8 protein-coding genes are annotated in these 16217 nt (G+C 57.9%); 2 read left to right on the plus strand and 6 right to left on the minus strand.

From position 1 onward, the window contains the following. Positions 1–18 precede the first annotated feature (18 nt). From KGZ66_00200 to KGZ66_00215, 4 genes are all read right to left on the minus strand, one after another. Positions 19–408 (minus strand): 3-aminobutyryl-CoA ammonia lyase, encoded by a 390-nt coding sequence (locus KGZ66_00200; protein ID MBS3984017.1) that lies wholly within the window; start codon positions 406–408, stop codon positions 19–21. Positions 409–533: 125 nt separating this feature from the next. Further along, the gene (locus KGZ66_00205) at positions 534–1907 is read right to left on the minus strand and encodes a peptidoglycan-binding protein (GenBank protein ID MBS3984018.1); all 1374 of its coding nucleotides are present in this window, start codon (positions 1905–1907) and stop codon (positions 534–536) included. A gap of 166 nt (positions 1908–2073) precedes the next feature. Next, complete coding sequence (locus KGZ66_00210; protein ID MBS3984019.1) at positions 2074–5121, minus strand: copper amine oxidase N-terminal domain-containing protein; 3048 nt, start codon at positions 5119–5121, stop codon at positions 2074–2076. A gap of 302 nt (positions 5122–5423) precedes the next feature. After that, the gene (locus KGZ66_00215) at positions 5424–10373 is read right to left on the minus strand and encodes an Ig-like domain-containing protein (GenBank protein ID MBS3984020.1); all 4950 of its coding nucleotides are present in this window, start codon (positions 10371–10373) and stop codon (positions 5424–5426) included. A gap of 219 nt (positions 10374–10592) precedes the next feature. On the opposite strand from KGZ66_00215, the gene KGZ66_00220 reads away from it, so the two are divergent. Then, entirely contained in the window at positions 10593–11714 is a 1122-nt protein-coding gene (locus KGZ66_00220; protein ID MBS3984021.1) for a copper amine oxidase N-terminal domain-containing protein, read from the plus strand. 5 nt (positions 11715–11719) lie between these two features. Here KGZ66_00220 and KGZ66_00225 read toward each other — a convergent pair whose 3' ends face one another. Both KGZ66_00225 and KGZ66_00230 read right to left on the minus strand, forming a co-directional pair. Then, the gene (locus KGZ66_00225; protein MBS3984022.1) at positions 11720–13957 is read right to left on the minus strand and encodes an O-antigen ligase family protein; all 2238 of its coding nucleotides are present in this window, start codon (positions 13955–13957) and stop codon (positions 11720–11722) included. A 176-nt stretch (positions 13958–14133) separates the two neighbouring features. Beyond that, positions 14134–14451, minus strand: coding sequence for a hypothetical protein (locus KGZ66_00230; GenBank protein MBS3984023.1), 318 nt, complete (start codon positions 14449–14451; stop codon positions 14134–14136). A 244-nt stretch (positions 14452–14695) separates the two neighbouring features. Here KGZ66_00230 and KGZ66_00235 point away from each other — a divergent pair, with 244 nt between their 5' ends. Continuing rightward, the gene (locus KGZ66_00235; GenBank protein MBS3984024.1) at positions 14696–16135 is read left to right on the plus strand and encodes a phosphomannomutase/phosphoglucomutase; all 1440 of its coding nucleotides are present in this window, start codon (positions 14696–14698) and stop codon (positions 16133–16135) included. The last annotated feature ends 82 nt before the right edge of the window (positions 16136–16217 follow it).

Below are 16217 nucleotides of genomic sequence, written 5' to 3' on the forward strand. Positions count from 1 at the left end.
CGGAAAGCGGATAGCCACCTACACTCTCCCCCGCTGCTTCGCAGCGGGAACGACACACGTCCCACTCGCGCGGCACACTAACAGCGGTTCGGGCAGCACTTCGGCGGCAGAAGGGTTGGCGGGGTCGTTAAGCGCGCGGATTACTTTGTAGGCGGCGAACGTCATCTTGCGACTGGTATTGCCTACCTTAGTAATCTCCCCGTGCGCTTCGATATAGTCTCCGGCGTAGGTTGGAGCCTTAAACTCCACGCTGTCGTAGGCCACAAACAGCCCCTCGTCTCCGTCGTGGCGGATGAGGAGCTCGGTCGCTAGGTCGCCAAACAGCGCCATTATGCGCGCGCCGTCCACTAAGTTGCCGCCGTAATGCGCGTCGTGATTGCTCATGCGCAGTCTAATCATGGTCTTCATAAAGGAAAACCCCCCTGTCGCTTTCTTTCGCTAGTCAATTCGCGAAGCGCAGGGGGTTTTCCTGTTTGTAATGGAGAGTGTGGTCGCTTGTCGTTAGTCGCTCGTCGCTCGGGGAGCGCACTGCTTCATGGCCTTCGCGGGGGGTTCCTAAGGATGTTGACAGCACGATCTAGTTGGTTATCGACTATGCTTGGAGGAACATGTAACCTCTGGTTGAGCAGACGGATGTCCTCTACCGCTGCAACGCCATCTGCTGCGAGCCCCTCTCGCTGCTGGAATCGACTAACCGCGCTGGCCGTATTGGTGTCGTATATGCCGGTGATCTCACCCACATAGTAGCCAAGGAGCCGCAGGCCTTTCTGCAATTTCACCACTTCAGCGCTCTTGGTGCCATACCGCAATGTGGACTCCTCGGAAACGCGCTCGGCAGCTTGCGGCATGCGTGTAAACGTATTCCCGACGATGACATTTGGAGTGAGTCCCCGCCCATCGATACGTGCTCCAGTAATATCTAGGTAATTGCCTACGGTGTAGATAATGCCCCCTAACTCGGGGCCGAGGTCGTGCCAGCGTTGAGCTGTACCCTTGCCATAGGTAATCTCCCCCACAAGCAAAGTGCCGCTATACTTCATGCCTGCGGCTAGTATCTCCGCAGCGCTGGCTGTGCCTGCGTTGACAAGGGCGACAAACGGTTTGGCAGGACCAGGCCCGGGGCTCCGTAAGGGTTGCCTTTGGCCGCGGCTTTCGACAAAACCCATTAAACCTTGTGGCACAAAGTACTGTGTGACAGCCATAAGCGATTGCATAGAGCCGCCTTGGCAATCTCGTAAATCGAGAATGATCCCAGGGGTGTCCTTCAGGGCCTCTAGAGCGTCTTTTACGTCAGCGGCAAGGTGCTCGCCGAAGGTAAGAATTCTAATATAGCCATAGCCTTGGTGCACTCCCCAAGCAGCGGAGGGCGGGGTCACCCACTGGCGAGTCAGCGAGACTGTTTGGACGCTAGCGGGATCACCGCTGTAATAGGTGAGCCGAACTAGGGTATTTACCTCGCCGTCTAGTTGGCTCATCACCTGCGCAATGCCCAGACCCTTAATAGCCCTCCCGTCCACAGCGGTAATCACGTCGCCAATCTTTAGGCCTGCGGATAGGGCAGGGCTAGCCCTGTACAACTGCGCTATCTTGGCTCCGTCTGGAGCGATTTCAATCTTGACACCTATCCCTGGTTGCGTCCTTGTTACTTGCGACAACAACAGCCCGTAAACCTCTGGTGGTATGTAATAGGCATGTTCGTCATCTAGAGCGTTAACGATGCCTTGCAGGGCTCCCTGGACTAAGGTCTTGCCGTCGATGTCTCTCCAGTATTCCCTTTGCAACATATCCATGACCTGTGTTAGTACGCTATAGAGGCTGCTAGCCGTGGCCCTAGGTTGCCACAAGAAACTTGCCAGCAATAATACCAGTGCGATGCTGGCGATTAGAACTCTTGATAGTCTTCTCATCACAAACACTCCCCTCGCTTACTGTTATTCGCGCCGATACGCTTAATTCCTTGTGTTATGCAAATAATCCGCTAGAACTGAGTAACGAAGCAGCAACCGCCCTGCCCTAACCCAGAGTGCAAAAAGGAGACCCCCTCGCGGGGGCCTCCTCTTTTGAAGCGCTACCTTATGGCCTTACGGTAAAGGTTACTTCGTCGTTGACGGGGTTCCAGTTCACGATATAGCCGAAGGTCTCAGCCAAGAAGCGGGCAGGCACCAAGGTGCGGCCGCCGGTGGCGAACGGAGCTACATCGAGGGCTACCGGGACTCCGTTTACCTTGGCAATGGTGCTATTGAGGGTGAGCTCAACATGCATGTTGCCGCGGTGGAGGGTGACGATCTCAGCGGCGCCGACAACTCTGAAGTCGACGGTGGCGTTTAAGATGCGCTCACCGAACCAGCGGAAGGGCACCATGAGGCGGCCGTTGCGCACGTTAGCGGGCACATCGAGGCCGATAGCAGGGTTAGCTCTGCCGATGGTAATGGTGTGCGCTACCGGAGCGGGGATTCTGCGGTCAATGACGATGATGCGGTCAGTTACGTTGCCAGCTGCGTCGGTGACAGAGAGGGTGAAGGAGTTGAGGCCTTCGCGCAAGGCAACGGTGCGCATAATCGTTACGGTTGCGCCTGGGAACATCGCCACGGGTGCGCCCTCGAAGATTATGCCGGTAACCGCAACGTTGTCGCGAGCCACGATGGTGATCATCGCGTTAGCGTCGGTTGTTACGGAAGGAGCAGTTACTTCGATGGTTGGGCGAGCGGTGTCGCGTGGAGGAGCCGGGGGAGCCACAACAGGAATCGTTGCGGTTAGTGCAGTGGCTACTGCACGGTCAGGAGTAACCGAGATTCCAATCTCGGAGGCAGGCATTACGCCGGTTGTCGGGAACGACGGGACTACAACCACCTCAAGTATGCCACCGGTCGGGATGACAGGGCTAAACGTGGTTGTGCCACCAGCTACATTAGCTGGAACCGTCACACTCACAGCCCTACCGGTCAGAGCAACGCCGTGCGCGTTGTTCAAGCGAACGGTAACTGTACCGCTGCTGTCACGCACGAGGCTAGCTGGGCCGACAACCAAAGTGGCTGCATGCAAGGTGAGGTCAGTCGGAGGGGCGCCGGCTACGGTAATGCGTACCTGCGGAGCCTGTGCTACGCCACCAACCGATAGTGCCGCAGTGTGAGCTAAAATCTGGTATTGCTGTGCGCTAGCAGAAGTAGCTGCAACATACGCGCCCCAAGCAGGAGTCGGTGTAGCTACAGCGCGCTGCTCAATAGAGGCGATGGTGGTTGTCGGAAGAGCTGCACCGTTAGGGGCGGTGATGTTCCGAGGAGCCACGGTGATAGCGCGGGCTACTGGTACGTTAGTCCGCGGGTCGGTTACGGTCACGGTAATGACATCGCGGAACTCAGCAGTGAGTCTGCCGCCAGCGGGAGTCACGGCGACAACCGGAGCAACGGCGGTAATGGTGGTGGTGCCAATTATTGTGGCATCAGCCAACACAGCATTGTTCGCGGCAGTGATCGTGAACGTGCCTGCGGCTGCTGCCGACAGCGATACGTTCCATACGTTCGGAGTTGCGGTAGGTACTGCGGTGACTGGCGTTGTGCCGATGAAGAAGCTCGGGGTTACGCCTGCGGCAAGACCGGTTACTGTTACCGGTACGGCTTCAGCAGCGCCACCTGCAAGCAGGGTATGGGCCAAAGTGACGGTGTAGCCAGCGGTTGCCGTAACAGCAATCGCTTGCAGTCTCTCTGGGCCAGGAGCATACACGAATGCCGTTGCTTCAGCATCCCACACTAGGTCTCTGACAGAGATGTCGATTTGACCGATAGAGTTGAGGGTCACTTCAACGGAGTACTCACCGTTGACTACGCTTTGGCCGTGTCCTAGCGGGGTGCCGCCGCGCATCACAATGCTGTTACCAGCAGCAGCCGCGTCCTCAAACGTGCCTGCAGTTGCCAGCCTACGGCGGAACATGGCGGGCTGACCAGCAGCAGGAACTGCGGTGAAGGTCACTTCAGCGTTGTTAATGCGGTTGCCGAGTGCATCGGTGATGATGGCGCTCAGGGCAACTACGTCGCCTCTCCGATGAGCAGTCACCGGGACAGTGATGCGGTGGAGCGGTACGGTGATTTCGCGTGTTACAGTCCCCACAAGGGCATGTGCCGCACTGTAGAACTCTACCGTTACGGTAATCACGCCAGGAGCGTTCGGGGTGACTGTGCGGGAGCCATGATCGACCAGAGCAGTTGTAGCGGCAATTGGGCCCGCAAAAGTCGTGCGAGTGTACGCGAATGTCGGGGACACCCCGCCAACGCCTGCACCAATGCCTAGACCTGCTGCATCGAAAGCTGAGGTTAGGAGTATGGTCAGCGGCTGATGCGCAACCGGTGGATCAGGTATCCACATTACGCTGGCGTTAAAGGCAGCGCGCGGCGCAACGGTGATATGGGCGACTCCTTCCCAGTTGTCGTCAGTGTGACGTACCGTAAAACTAATCGTGCCGCTGGTTACAGCCGGGGTAGGATTCGTGACCGTAAACTGCCGGATATTGCCCGTAACGGTTGATACTGGGCCGATTGCTGCCACAGGGAGACCGTTAAAGGTTGCAGCCACGATTTGCAGGTCACTTAGGGGGACATGCGTTGTCGTTCCGCCAACAACACGCGTTACAGTCATTGGAATGTCGAGCGCGTTGTCAAGACGCCACACAACCGACGGGACGGTGGGAGTTACGGCTAGGGCTGAGCGTGCGACCGTGCCAATAGTGTGGACAAGGATCGGGGTAGCAATGCCACCGGTGGCGTTGAGCGCTGCTCCGGCGCTGTCCGCTACAATAACGCGATAGTCGCCATGTCCAGTCAAGCGAATAGCTGCATGGAAAGAGCGGTTCGCAGGCGTCTGTACGGCGGTAGCAATTGTGGCAAATGCCCCCCATGCTCCACCAATCGGCCGACGCTGCACAATAACACTGTACATCGCAGTAGGAAGAGTTGCACCAACACCGCCTACGGGGAGCAATGCGCCCTGTAGGATGATATCGGCGTTTAAGGCAGCGGTGCCTGTCTGGGTTACCTGTAGGGTAGCAGTTGGGGTAGCAGCAAAAGTTACTCCGACGAACAGAGTCGCCAGCATAGCTATGCTTAACGCAAAAGCAAGCAGTTTTTTCATCGTTTACCTCCTAGAAATACTAGGTAATCTTGCCCGGTGCTTCCCCCAGCGGCTAACGACGCTCGACCATTCTACCCAAATAGGGTCGCCTTAGTGCAGGGTCTGTGAAAGGGCATGCTGCTAATGCACCGTAGCTGCCTTGAGTTTATAGGACAGTGTGAGGAAACCATAGCAGCATTCGTCTTTTGTAAGCGATTTGTAATGAAATCTACGCTAGGGAACATAAGCCCCCGACCACGCAATTCAACTTGCGCGGCCGGGGCAGCTGCCGACTTCAATGTCGGCTAGGGTCTAGGGAGAGTCTAGGGAATCGCAGCCGTAACTACTACCGTAACCACAGCTGTGCGGCTCCCGTCCACTGTGGTAACCACGATATGGGAGAGCCCAGGAGCCACTGCCGTAACAATGCCGTTCGCACATACCCTAACCGCAGCCGGGTTAGTCGATAGCCACGTGACGGCGCGGTTAGTGGCGTGCAGTGGCAACACAACAGGAACCAATGTAACTGTACCGCCAACAGCTAGGGTATGCATGGCTGGTGTAAGTGTTACACCAGTAACACGCACAACCCCAACCGGGGCTAGGACGGTAATAACCGCCGTAGCCGTATGGTTGCCGTCAGCGGTGGTCGCTGTGATTGTTACCGTGCCTGTGGCCATTCCAGTGACTAAGCCTGTCGCGCTGACAGTAGCCCATGCGGTATTGCTGGAGCTCCACGTGACGGTTCTGTTTGTGGCGTTAGCAGGTGCAACAGCTGCGGTGAGCTGGACAGCGCCGCCAACAGTGACGGTGGCAGTTGTCGGGGTAAGGCTAACACCTGTTACGGGCACAACCCCATCTGCTGGCGTCACTACGACTGTAGCCAACGCCACGTGCCCACCATCAGCCGTCATAACTGCAATCTGCGCGGTGCCGGGGGCTACTGCCGTGACCAAACCGACTGCAGAGACCGAAGCGATGGTCGGGGCGGTAGATAGCCAAGTTACTGCGCGGTTAGTGGCGTTAGCGGGGAGAACCGTGGCCGTCAACTGCGCTGTTGCCCCCACGGCGAGAGTAGATGTAGTGGGAGTTAATGTCACTCCGGTAACGCGCACACCCGCGGCTACTGGCGTAACGACGATGCTAGATACAGCGCTGTGCTGGCCGTCTACGGTTGTGACTGTTATCTGGGCGCTACCGGCAGCAATCGCTGTGACTAAGCCCGTGGCATCTACAGTAGCGACCGCCGCGTTAGTGGAGGCCCAAGTCACAGCTCTGTTAGTAGCGGTGGCGGGCAGAACAGTGGCCGTCAGTTGCACGTTCCCGCCGATGGAAAGAGTAGCGGTGACAGGGGATACCGTTACGCCTGTGACGGGGATAACCCCTGCGGGCGGAACCACGGTTATCGTGACAACTGCTGTGCGGTGTCCGTCGACCGTAGTAGCGGCAATATGTGCTACGCCAGGCGCGACCGCAGTCACCAACCCGGTGCCACTCACGGTAGCTACCGACGTGTTAGTCGAAAGCCATGCCACAGCGCGGTTTGTGGCATTAGCTGGCAGGATGGTGGGTGCAAGTTGCACAGTCGCTCCACGTTCTAGTGTGTGGGCAGCTGGCGTCAGTGTAATGCCCGTTACCCTTATCGGCGGCACGACAGTAACAACGGTGCTGGCGGTGAGGCCCCCGTCCGCTGCTCTGGCCGTGATGGTGGTAGTGCCAAGCGCCACAGAGGTGACCAGGCCTGTTGCACTGACTGTAGCCACTGCCGGGTGGCTAGAAGTAAAGGTCACTGCCCGATTGGTGGCGTCGGCTGGTGTCAGTGTCGCGGTCATTTGCAGGGTTAGACCGCGGTGTAAATTGGGCGTCAGCGGTGCGATGCTGATCGCGGTGACAGGCGTTGGTACTACGGTAATACTGGCATTTGCAGCAAGGTTACCGTCAGTCGACCTAGCAGTAATTGTAGCTGTACCGAGCCCTACTGCCGTGACTAGCCCAGTTGGGGAAACAGTGGCCACTGCGGTGTCGCTTGATAGCCAGGTCACTGTTTGTACTGTAGCCGTGGGAGGGGCAATTGTAGCGGTTAGTTGTACGGTGCCGCCTACGCGCAACTCTGCGGAGGGCGGGGTCACCATGATCCCCGCAACCGGAATTGGGCGCTCTACAGTGAACTGCCGGCTGATGGGGGTGAAAGCCGCGCCCCAAGCAGGCACACCGGCTGTTACGGTAAAGGTATTTGTGCCGAAAGTAAGCGGCAGCGTAACGTCGAATCTGCCGAATGCGTCATATGTGGCAGGGGCGCCGTTAATGGTCAGAGTCATGCCCAGCACGACAGTTCCTTGCACCCGTACTTCCGTCGTGGTGGCAAGAACCGTTGTTGCCGTAGGATTGTTGACCACGAGCCCGGTAAAGTTAAGGGTTTGCGTGCGCTCGTTGCCGGCGGCGTCACGCGCGCGCAAAGTGGCTGTGTTGTTGTCGGCGAGAGTTGCCGTTATGGACTGCGACTCAAACGTCGCCCAATCCCAGACCGCACCAGCGGGAGCCGGGGGTATGGGCATGTTTCCGCTGCGGATGGGGACGAGCTGGTCGTTCACCCACACCGAGCCGCCGTCACTCATTACGTTGCTAATCAAGAGGTCGTCTACCGCGCCGCGAACTCGCACGCGGTTAGCAGTTGTGGTGTCGATTGCGGGGGTGACGTTGTGGAATGCTGGTGGGGTAGTGTCTATCTGGAGGCGGGCAAACCCGGGGGAAATGGTCGGGCTCGCGCTGAGGGCGGGCGTCCAGGCTGCACCCGATGTCGGTTGTACCTGAACATTGATTTGGCCAAACCGATCCGGCGAAGTGAAGCCAGTTGGTGCGGCCCCGTTCCAGACAAACGAGTACCTGCCGGGCTGCAGCGGGCCGAAGGTCGCTATCGCGACATGATAGGTGAATCCATCCGGAACTACCGGCAGGAATCCATTTAACATGATGCGCGTGGCATGAGCCGCACGGCCTAGTACAAACGAGATGGTAGTCGTATCCTGAACACCGTCACCGTTGGGCGAGAAGGCGTCAGGCGTCGCGGTGACTTGGCTGACCACTTGCCCGTTGACGAAGAAGAAGGGCACACGGTAGCTATCGGCAGGGTTGGCGACATTCTCCAAGACAATGTAGCCAGTGTAGTCACTGGTGCCGGGCACACTAAGTGGCAGTGCCGCGTCGACAAATAACGCCACAGGTACATTGACCCGAGCTCCTGCGCCGACTGTGACTTGAGTGGGCACAAGCACTTCATAGGCGTGCGCGGGGTTAAACTTCTCCACCCGCGTGCGGAATACCGCGCTCGTCGTGCGCAGACTTTCAAGGTTAAGCATCGCCTGCGTTTCGCCCACGGTCACCTCGCGGAAGTTGAGCATGCCGGGGGCAACGCGTAGGCCCGCCGTTATGGCGTGGTGGATGTTAATCATCCCTGCACCTTGGTCAATCGGGCGGAAGGAACGTCCGTCGATGTTCACCATATTGCTCGCCGTGTTCATTAGCCCTAGGCGGATTTGTTCAGGCGTAAGCGTCGGCCTAGCCTGGAGCATCAGCGCCGCAGCACCGGCGACGTGCGGGGCGGCCATAGAAGTGCCGCTGATAGTGCCAAACCACGGGTTGCCGGGGCCTGCCACGCGCTGGAAGGCACCGCTTACGTGGCTGCCGTCAGTGCCGGGGAAGGGGTAAGCTGCAGTTATGTTCTGCCCGGGTGCCGACACATGCGGCAGAATGCCGAGCAGAGCGTCAGGACCGCGCGAACTTGACGGCGACATCAGGTGATGCTCTCCCATAGAGAAAGTCACAAACCTAGTGCCTGCAGCCATGGCGCGCAGCACCAAGCCGTCTTCGCGGCTTAGCGACAGGGTCGGGATATCTCCCAGCTGGTTATCACCTAAGGTGCCTCCAAATGTCCCGGCCACGTTGTTAAAGATAATCGCGCCGATTGCACCGGCATCACGAGCGTTGCGCGATTTAACCGCAAACGCTGCTCCGCCGCGCTCCATCAGGGCAATGCGGCCGGTGACTAAGCTGTTGCCGCCTGCATCCCTAAAATCTGCGGGGACATTCCCTAAGCCGACCGACACGAACTCAACCGGCGTGCCTAAGGGCGCAAGAGCCGGGGAGAAGGTCATCAGCCCGCCGACAAAAGGCGCTGTGCCCCCCTGCGGCAGAACCAAAGGCTTGGGCGTGGTATCCGCCCAGCCGACGGCAATGCCGAGGCGGGTATTAGCGTATGTGCCGGTTGTACGTTCGCCAGGGCCGCTGTTGCCAGCAGAAACTGTAAACACCACGCCAGCACGGACTGCGTTGTCGACAGCGCGCGCCCATGGGGAATCCGGGTGAGCTAGCGCAGCGCCTAGACTCATGTTGGCGACATCTGCGCCTACTTGTACCGCGCGCTCAATGCCTGCCATTACGTCGGAGGAGGAACCGCTACCCCCGCGCCCGAGGACGCGGATTATGTATAAGCTAGCCTCAGGCGCTACTGCGACCACCGTAGCGGCCACATGCGTGCCGTGCGAGGTGTTCCAGTCACGGCCTGTGGCAGGGTTGATGCCTGGGTCGTTTTTTCGCTCCATAGGGTCGTTGTCGTCATCGACAAAGTCGGTGCCGCCGATGACCTTAAATGTGGGGCCGATACCGCCACCGAGGTCGGGGTGCATGTAGTCGGCACCGGTGTCAAGCACCGCCACTAAAATGCCGCTACCCGAAAGCCCGGGCGGGATGGCCCACGCTTGCTGCGCACGTATCGCAGGAAGGCTGTGTTCTAGCCCCGTGGCCTGCATTTCGATGTCTGGGAAGACATCAATGATACCAGGTATGCTCAGAAGCTTTTTCACCTGGTTAGCAGGAACTTGCATCGCTATGCCGTTAAACGTCAGCGCGTAGCTATGACGAGTAGTAGCCGCTATTCCTGCGCCGCGCAGGGCGTCCATAACTTGCGCCCTCTTCGTATCAAGGCGCTGCAAGAGACTTCCTTGCATCGCCTGCGTCACGACAACCCCTTGGTTGTGCAGGCTTTCCTCGATGACCGCGAGCGGCTCCCCCGCCAGCTCAACGATGACTGAGATGGGTTTGCTTGATGTTAAGTCGTAGTCTACAAAGCGAGTGCGGAGAATGTCGGCCGTAGCTTGAACCTCTGCGTAGCCCAAAGGCACTGCGGCTGGCACAGCCGCGATAGCAGGTGCTATAAGGCTTGGCACTAGCACCAAAGCTGCAAGTACAGACCACAATTTTCTCCTGAATGTCTTCATCAAATCATCTCCTACCCCCTAATTTGTTGGCTCGTCCGTACAGCAACAACCAAAACAGCCTTCCTGCGTTCACCCCTTTCCTCAACAACTACATTACTCCGTTGTGAAGTGTTGTCTTCTGTAGTATGATGATACCAAAATATTCTGCATTGCACTAGTGTTTCAGTAAATTCTCGCGCGATCATCCCTCTACAAAATGAGTTAGGAGGCGAAGTAATATTGAAACATGCCAGCCGTTTGTGGAAGTGCTTTTTGATGCTAACCCTTATACTTCCGTTGGGAGTCATTCACGCGGGCGCACCAGAAATCGTCGTCGTCGAGGCTAGCCCGCTCATGCCAACAATTATCAGCTTTGAGCAGCCCACCGTTTCGGTTCAAGTCCACGCCATGCCGCTTGGCACTGTGCTGACATTACAGACTGCTAATGCCACTGCCGTGGCAGGGTTGACGGGCAACAACCGACTCATCGGGAATCCGTTTCACTTTTGGGTTGAGCAGGCTGGCGCTCGTCTGCCAGAGCTCGATACCAAGTACACACTTAGCGTCATGGTGCCTAGCGCCGGAGTATTACCGAGTGCACTTGGGCTTTACTATTACCATGCGTCTGAGGGCGTCTGGCAACGCGTCTTGACAGATTTTGCATCAGACACCCACACCCTAACGGGCAGATTTACGCACACGGGACTTTTCGCGCTATTGGTGGACACGACGCCGCCAGGGCGCCTGACCAGTATCGGGGTCGCAGTAAACGGACAAAACGTCACACTTTCCGGCATGGCCGAGGCCCTAGCCACCATTCAGCTCTTTGTGGGGAACCAGTTTTTGGGCGATGTGCAAGCTGACCTGCGGGGACAGTACAGGATGCAAAGGGATTTTGTGCCGGGCCAACACGTATTGCGCCTGCGCCAGCTTGACCAGGCAGGCAATGTCAGTGAACAGTCCTTAGCGCTCACGGTCACGACCGACTGGCGGGTGCATATCGCGCTCGTTCCCGGTAGCACAACGGCAACGCTTAACCGCACCCTACTTATGCTGGAAGTTCCCCCGCGCATTGTGCAGGGGCGCACTGTGGTTCCCGTACGGTTTGTGGCCGAGGCCTTGGGGGCGACGGTCACTTGGCAAGAAGCGACTCAAAGCGTGACGGTGACCTACGGCGCGACTGCCGTCCATTTGACTATCGGTTCAACGATAGCCACAGTGAACGGTAACCGTGTCTCGCTGGACGTAGCCCCCTTCGTCGAGCGCGGCCGCACTTTGGTTCCGCTGCGCTTTTTGGCCGAAACACTAGGGTTTGAGGTGCTCTGGCACGGGCTCACTAACAGCATAGAGGTGCGAAAGTAAATAGACTATCTGATTGCTAGCCGTAAAAACCCCATGTAGTCTGCGAGTCCTGCGGCTGTACTGTACTTAGCTATAAGTGCCAGTGCCTCGTGGCTCCGCCCCTGCAGCTCATACACCCGCGCCAGCACGAGCCCAGCCCGTGCCGCGATTTGCGCATCGCGGCTTCTTTCTGCAGCGACAAGATGCGGCAGCGCAGCCGCTTGGTTGGCGCGCAAAAGGTAACCCTCGCCTAGGGCTAACTGCAACGCAGGCGTCAAGGCAAAAGGCACTGCGCTTTTTGGCAGGAGGTGTTCCGGTATGGCGGCACGCACCTGCTCAAACTGCTGATGCACGGAGAAGACCTTGTCTACGTAAGATTGCCACCCCTCTTGCCCCCTTGCCCGATAGGCAAGCGCCGCCGAGGCTGCGGTCAAGGCTAGTGTTTCATAGTTTTGGATATTGCGTGGCTGTAGCGCCATGCTGCGCTCGTGGTAACGCACAGCCGCAGCGTGATTAGCACGCGCAGCATGCCAGTGCCCAAGCAGGTTGGTGGCACGTGGGTCAAACGGCTCGTGCCGCAGAAGTGCCTCTAGGTTCGCGCGCTGGGCGGCATCTGGGAGCGAACGGTGCTGCATCATGTTGTCCAGCTCACGCCGCGCGTCAGCATGCCATGGGTTAACACTGAGTGTGCGCTGGAGACTGGCCATGATTTCGTCTACTTTCCCTGCCTGCGCTAAAGCTGGCACGCGCGCCATCTCCAGCTCAGCTAAGTAGAGAGCACCGCCTAGCAAGAGCAGCAGACCAAGGGTCGGTGCCAGCACAGGCCTCATGTCAAACCGGAAAGCGTAGCGATTGCCCTGCGCGGAAAGCGCCCCTAGCGCGGCAAAAAGCAGCAAGTACATAGAGGGGAAGGCCAAGAGCGCTTCTCCTACGGAATGGAAGAGCACCGCAAAGGCTAAGATGCCGATCGCCGCAGCCGCAGGTTCAGCGCGCCGCTTCCATGCCCAGTACATGTTAACGAGCATAAAGGCAAGATAGATGACCAACCCCAGAATACCAATCTCAAGCGTTATGTCCAGCGGATCCGAATGGGCACGCAATGTACCGTAATGAAAACTCTGATAGCGAGGATAGACAGCGTTCCACGCCCCACCGCCAAAACCTAAGAGCGGAGACCCGCGCAGTGCATGCAGCCCGTCTTCGAAAAAGACAAAGCGACCGTCGTCAAGCAGCCCGCGCAGGGTAATACGCGAAAAATAGCCTGCAACTTCCGCAGGCACAACGCGCGTTGCGCCAAAAACCGTTAAGGCCACACCCAAGGCGAGGGCCAAGGCGAGTATGGCTTTGCCTGCCGTGCGGGCATGTTTTTGCACCAAGCCCGCCTCCGCAAGCGCCGTCAGCCCCGCCAACACAGGGACGGCAAGAAGCACGGTGAGCCCCGACTGCGTTACCATCAAATACGTTGCTATAAGCCCCGGCGCACCCATAAACACCAGGAAAGAGAAGAGCTCGAAAAAGCGCCTGTAACAGACGACAACAGTCAGAAGCACACCTGCCGCCAAGGCCAAGTAGCCTCCCCGCGAAAGCGTAAGCAAAAATGCGGGGATAGTTACTGCCCCTGACGCACTCCAAAGCACACGCCACGGTAGGCTAGTTTCCTGAAAGCCCAAGACTATGCTGATTAAGAGACTCGCCATGAACAGGCTCGCGGTGGCATTTGGGTACTCGAAGCCGGCGGAGATGCGCCCACCCACTAACTGCGCGGGAGCATCGTAAACACCGCTGTATACGGCAAGACCTACTAGGGCAAGCACTGCTCCGCCTGCCACTACGCCTCCAAGCAGCAGTTTTCTTTCCCGCTCACCCAGTTCTAAGGAAGAGACCAGCCAATAGAGGGCCACAAAGCCCGCCCAGAGCACCAACCCGCGCAGTGCTCCGTTCATAGACGCAGGGCGAAACAGCCCCATGGCATACAGGAGCACCAGCAGACTTCCTAGCGCGTGCCCTAAGGACCATGGGAGGGGTTTTTTACCCACACCAAACACTAGAGCTCCACAAGCTAGGGCCAAAACCACGGCACTAACTAACAGCTTGTCCTGTGGCCAATAAAGCCCTTGGACAAAAGGAGACAGCACGACGACAGCTACCACCACTGCAAGCAATGCGCGCCTTGCGGTTAGTGCCGAGCCGCCCTTTTCCCCTGTTGGGTTACCCGCTGACTTATTCGTTGGTTTGCTCGGCGCAGGCTGCTTCCTCTTGCCCATTGTTTGCCTCCCGTTGCTTGTCAATCCCTCCTGGTGCTAGGAGACTACACCACAGAGCATGGTACATGGCATTCACTCGTCTAAGAAACCCCATAACCCACCACCCTTTACTCTCTTGCCTTATCTCCTACAGTAATACTCATTCTATACCAACTGCGGTTATCCTGCCGCACTTGCTAACCATACAAACCCCCAACGCCGCCGACGCCCTGCCCTTCCCGCAAAGACCACTCCATGTACATCTTGTACTGCTCTCCTTCATCTAGGCTGAAAAAACGCCGCTTTTGTTCTGCGCTGAGAGTCGCAATGAAGGAGTCGTAGTACTGAGCCTTTCGCCAGCTAAGCCCGCGCCGACGCAAGCTGCGTTCCCTAGCTACTTGTAGGCGCAGCCAGTAGCCGAAGGTCACCACCGCTACCCCCGTTGCCATTAATAGGTACCACACCAGACTATCGCCCATTCCACCCCACACCTTTTCTTTATTTTTAGGCTGCATATCAAATTCTCTCGCTATTCTAACACTAGAACATTCACCATTTAGTCGAAGTATGTCGAACGCGAAAAAAATCAAAAGGAAAGGAAAAGGAAGCAAAAGGGACGGAGCCTTTTGCTTCACCCGTTGCTTCACGGGCTGGCGCAGGAACTCCCAGTACTTGCCGCGAACATTCCTATACGTTACTGGACACCGCTAGAGTGAAGCAAAAGGCTCCGTCCCTTTTGCTTCGAAAGGGGATATTCTTGTGCCAATAAACCCACAGATCTTTCGTGAATACGATATTCGCGGCAACGCCGAGCGGGACTTTGCTGAGCCCGACCTGCGCCGCCTGACCCAGGCCATCGTTACATATTTTGAGTCCCACGGCAGGAGAGAGATGCTCGTCGCCCACGACTGCCGCCTGAGCTCGCCCCGCATCGTGGCTACCATTCTTGACGTGGCGCGTGAGCGCGGCATGCGGGTCGTTAACATCGGCATGGTTACCACGCCTGCCTTCTACTACGCCGCCAAGCACCTCGGCATTGACGCCGGGCTTATCGTCACCGCCAGCCATAACCCCCCGCCCGACAACGGCATGAAGGTGCTGCTTGGCCCCTCCACCATCCACGGGGCGGAGATAAAGCAGATAGAGCGAATTGCCGCCAGGCTCCAGCCGCCAGCCGCCAGCCACCAGCCGCCAACAGCCGGCAGCAACCACCTGCAAGCGACAAGCGACAAGCCACAAGCGACAATCCATTATGACATCCTCACCCCCTACGTCGCTATGTTGGCCGAAAAAATAAGGCTCGGCCCGCGCCGGCTTAAAGTGGTGGTCGACTGCGGCAACGGCACCGCCGGCCCGGTTACGGAACGTTTCTTAGAGGCACTAGGCATCGACTACATACCGCTCTATTTTACGCCCGACGGCACCTTCCCCAACCACGAGGCCGACCCCACCAAGCTAAAGAACCTTGTGGACCTCCGCGCGCGCGTGCTCGCGGAGAAAGCAGACCTCGGCATCGGCTTTGACGGCGACGGCGACCGCATTGGCGTGGTGGACGACCTCGGCAACGTCATTTGGGGCGATTTGCTTATGGCCCTCTTCTGGCGCGAGATACTGCCCAAGCACCCGGGCACCACCTGCCTGGTGGAAGTAAAGTGCTCACAAGGCTTAGTGGACGAAATAGTGCGCCTCGGCGGCCGGCCCGAGTTCACCAAAACCGGGCACTCCCTAATCAAGGCGCGCATGCGCGAGCTTGGCGCCGTCTTCACCGGCGAAATGAGCGGACACATCTTCTTTGCGGACGAGTACTACGGCTTTGACGATGCTCTCTACGCCGCGGGTCGCTTGCTTAGGCTGCTTTCGCACAGCACTGACAAGCTTTCTTCGCTAATAGCCACGCTCCCCACCTACTACAGCACGCCCGAAACGCGCATCCCCTGCCCCGACGAGCTAAAGTTTGGCGTGGTCGACGAGCTTACGCAAGTCCTCGCCCGGCAATACGCTACCATTACCGTCGACGGCGTGCGCGTGCAGTTCCCGGAGGGTTGGGGATTGTTTAGAGCATCAAACACCGGGCCGGTGATTGTCACCCGCTGCGAAGGAAAAACTCCCGCGCTAAGGCAGGAGTATATGCGTATACTTGATGAGGCATTAGCCAAGGTGCTGCCCGGCGTTGCGATACCTTGGGAAGTGGGAAACTAACGATAGATGACCAGAGCCTGATTAGCCTTATTGCCAACCTGTTGACTCCAAGCTGCTGTATGGCTATACTAAATCTATGTTT

Source organism: Selenomonadales bacterium (assembly GCA_018335585.1).
In the GTDB taxonomy this organism is placed as follows: domain Bacteria; phylum Bacillota; class UBA994; order UBA994; family UBA994; genus UBA994.

What these genes read in the sequence shown, in the direction of transcription:
- KGZ66_00205 (MBS3984018.1), bottom strand. Translation starts at nt 1,907, where the DNA reads ATGAGAAGACTATCAAGAGTTCTAATCGCCAGCATCGCACTGGTATTA.
- KGZ66_00200 (MBS3984017.1), bottom strand. Translation starts at nt 408, where the DNA reads ATGAAGACCATGATTAGACTGCGCATGAGCAATCACGACGCGCATTAC.
- KGZ66_00230 (MBS3984023.1), bottom strand. Translation starts at nt 14,451, where the DNA reads ATGCAGCCTAAAAATAAAGAAAAGGTGTGGGGTGGAATGGGCGATAGT.
- KGZ66_00215 (MBS3984020.1), bottom strand. Translation starts at nt 10,373, where the DNA reads ATGAAGACATTCAGGAGAAAATTGTGGTCTGTACTTGCAGCTTTGGTG.
- KGZ66_00210 (MBS3984019.1), bottom strand. Translation starts at nt 5,121, where the DNA reads ATGAAAAAACTGCTTGCTTTTGCGTTAAGCATAGCTATGCTGGCGACT.
- KGZ66_00225 (MBS3984022.1), bottom strand. Translation starts at nt 13,957, where the DNA reads ATGGGCAAGAGGAAGCAGCCTGCGCCGAGCAAACCAACGAATAAGTCA.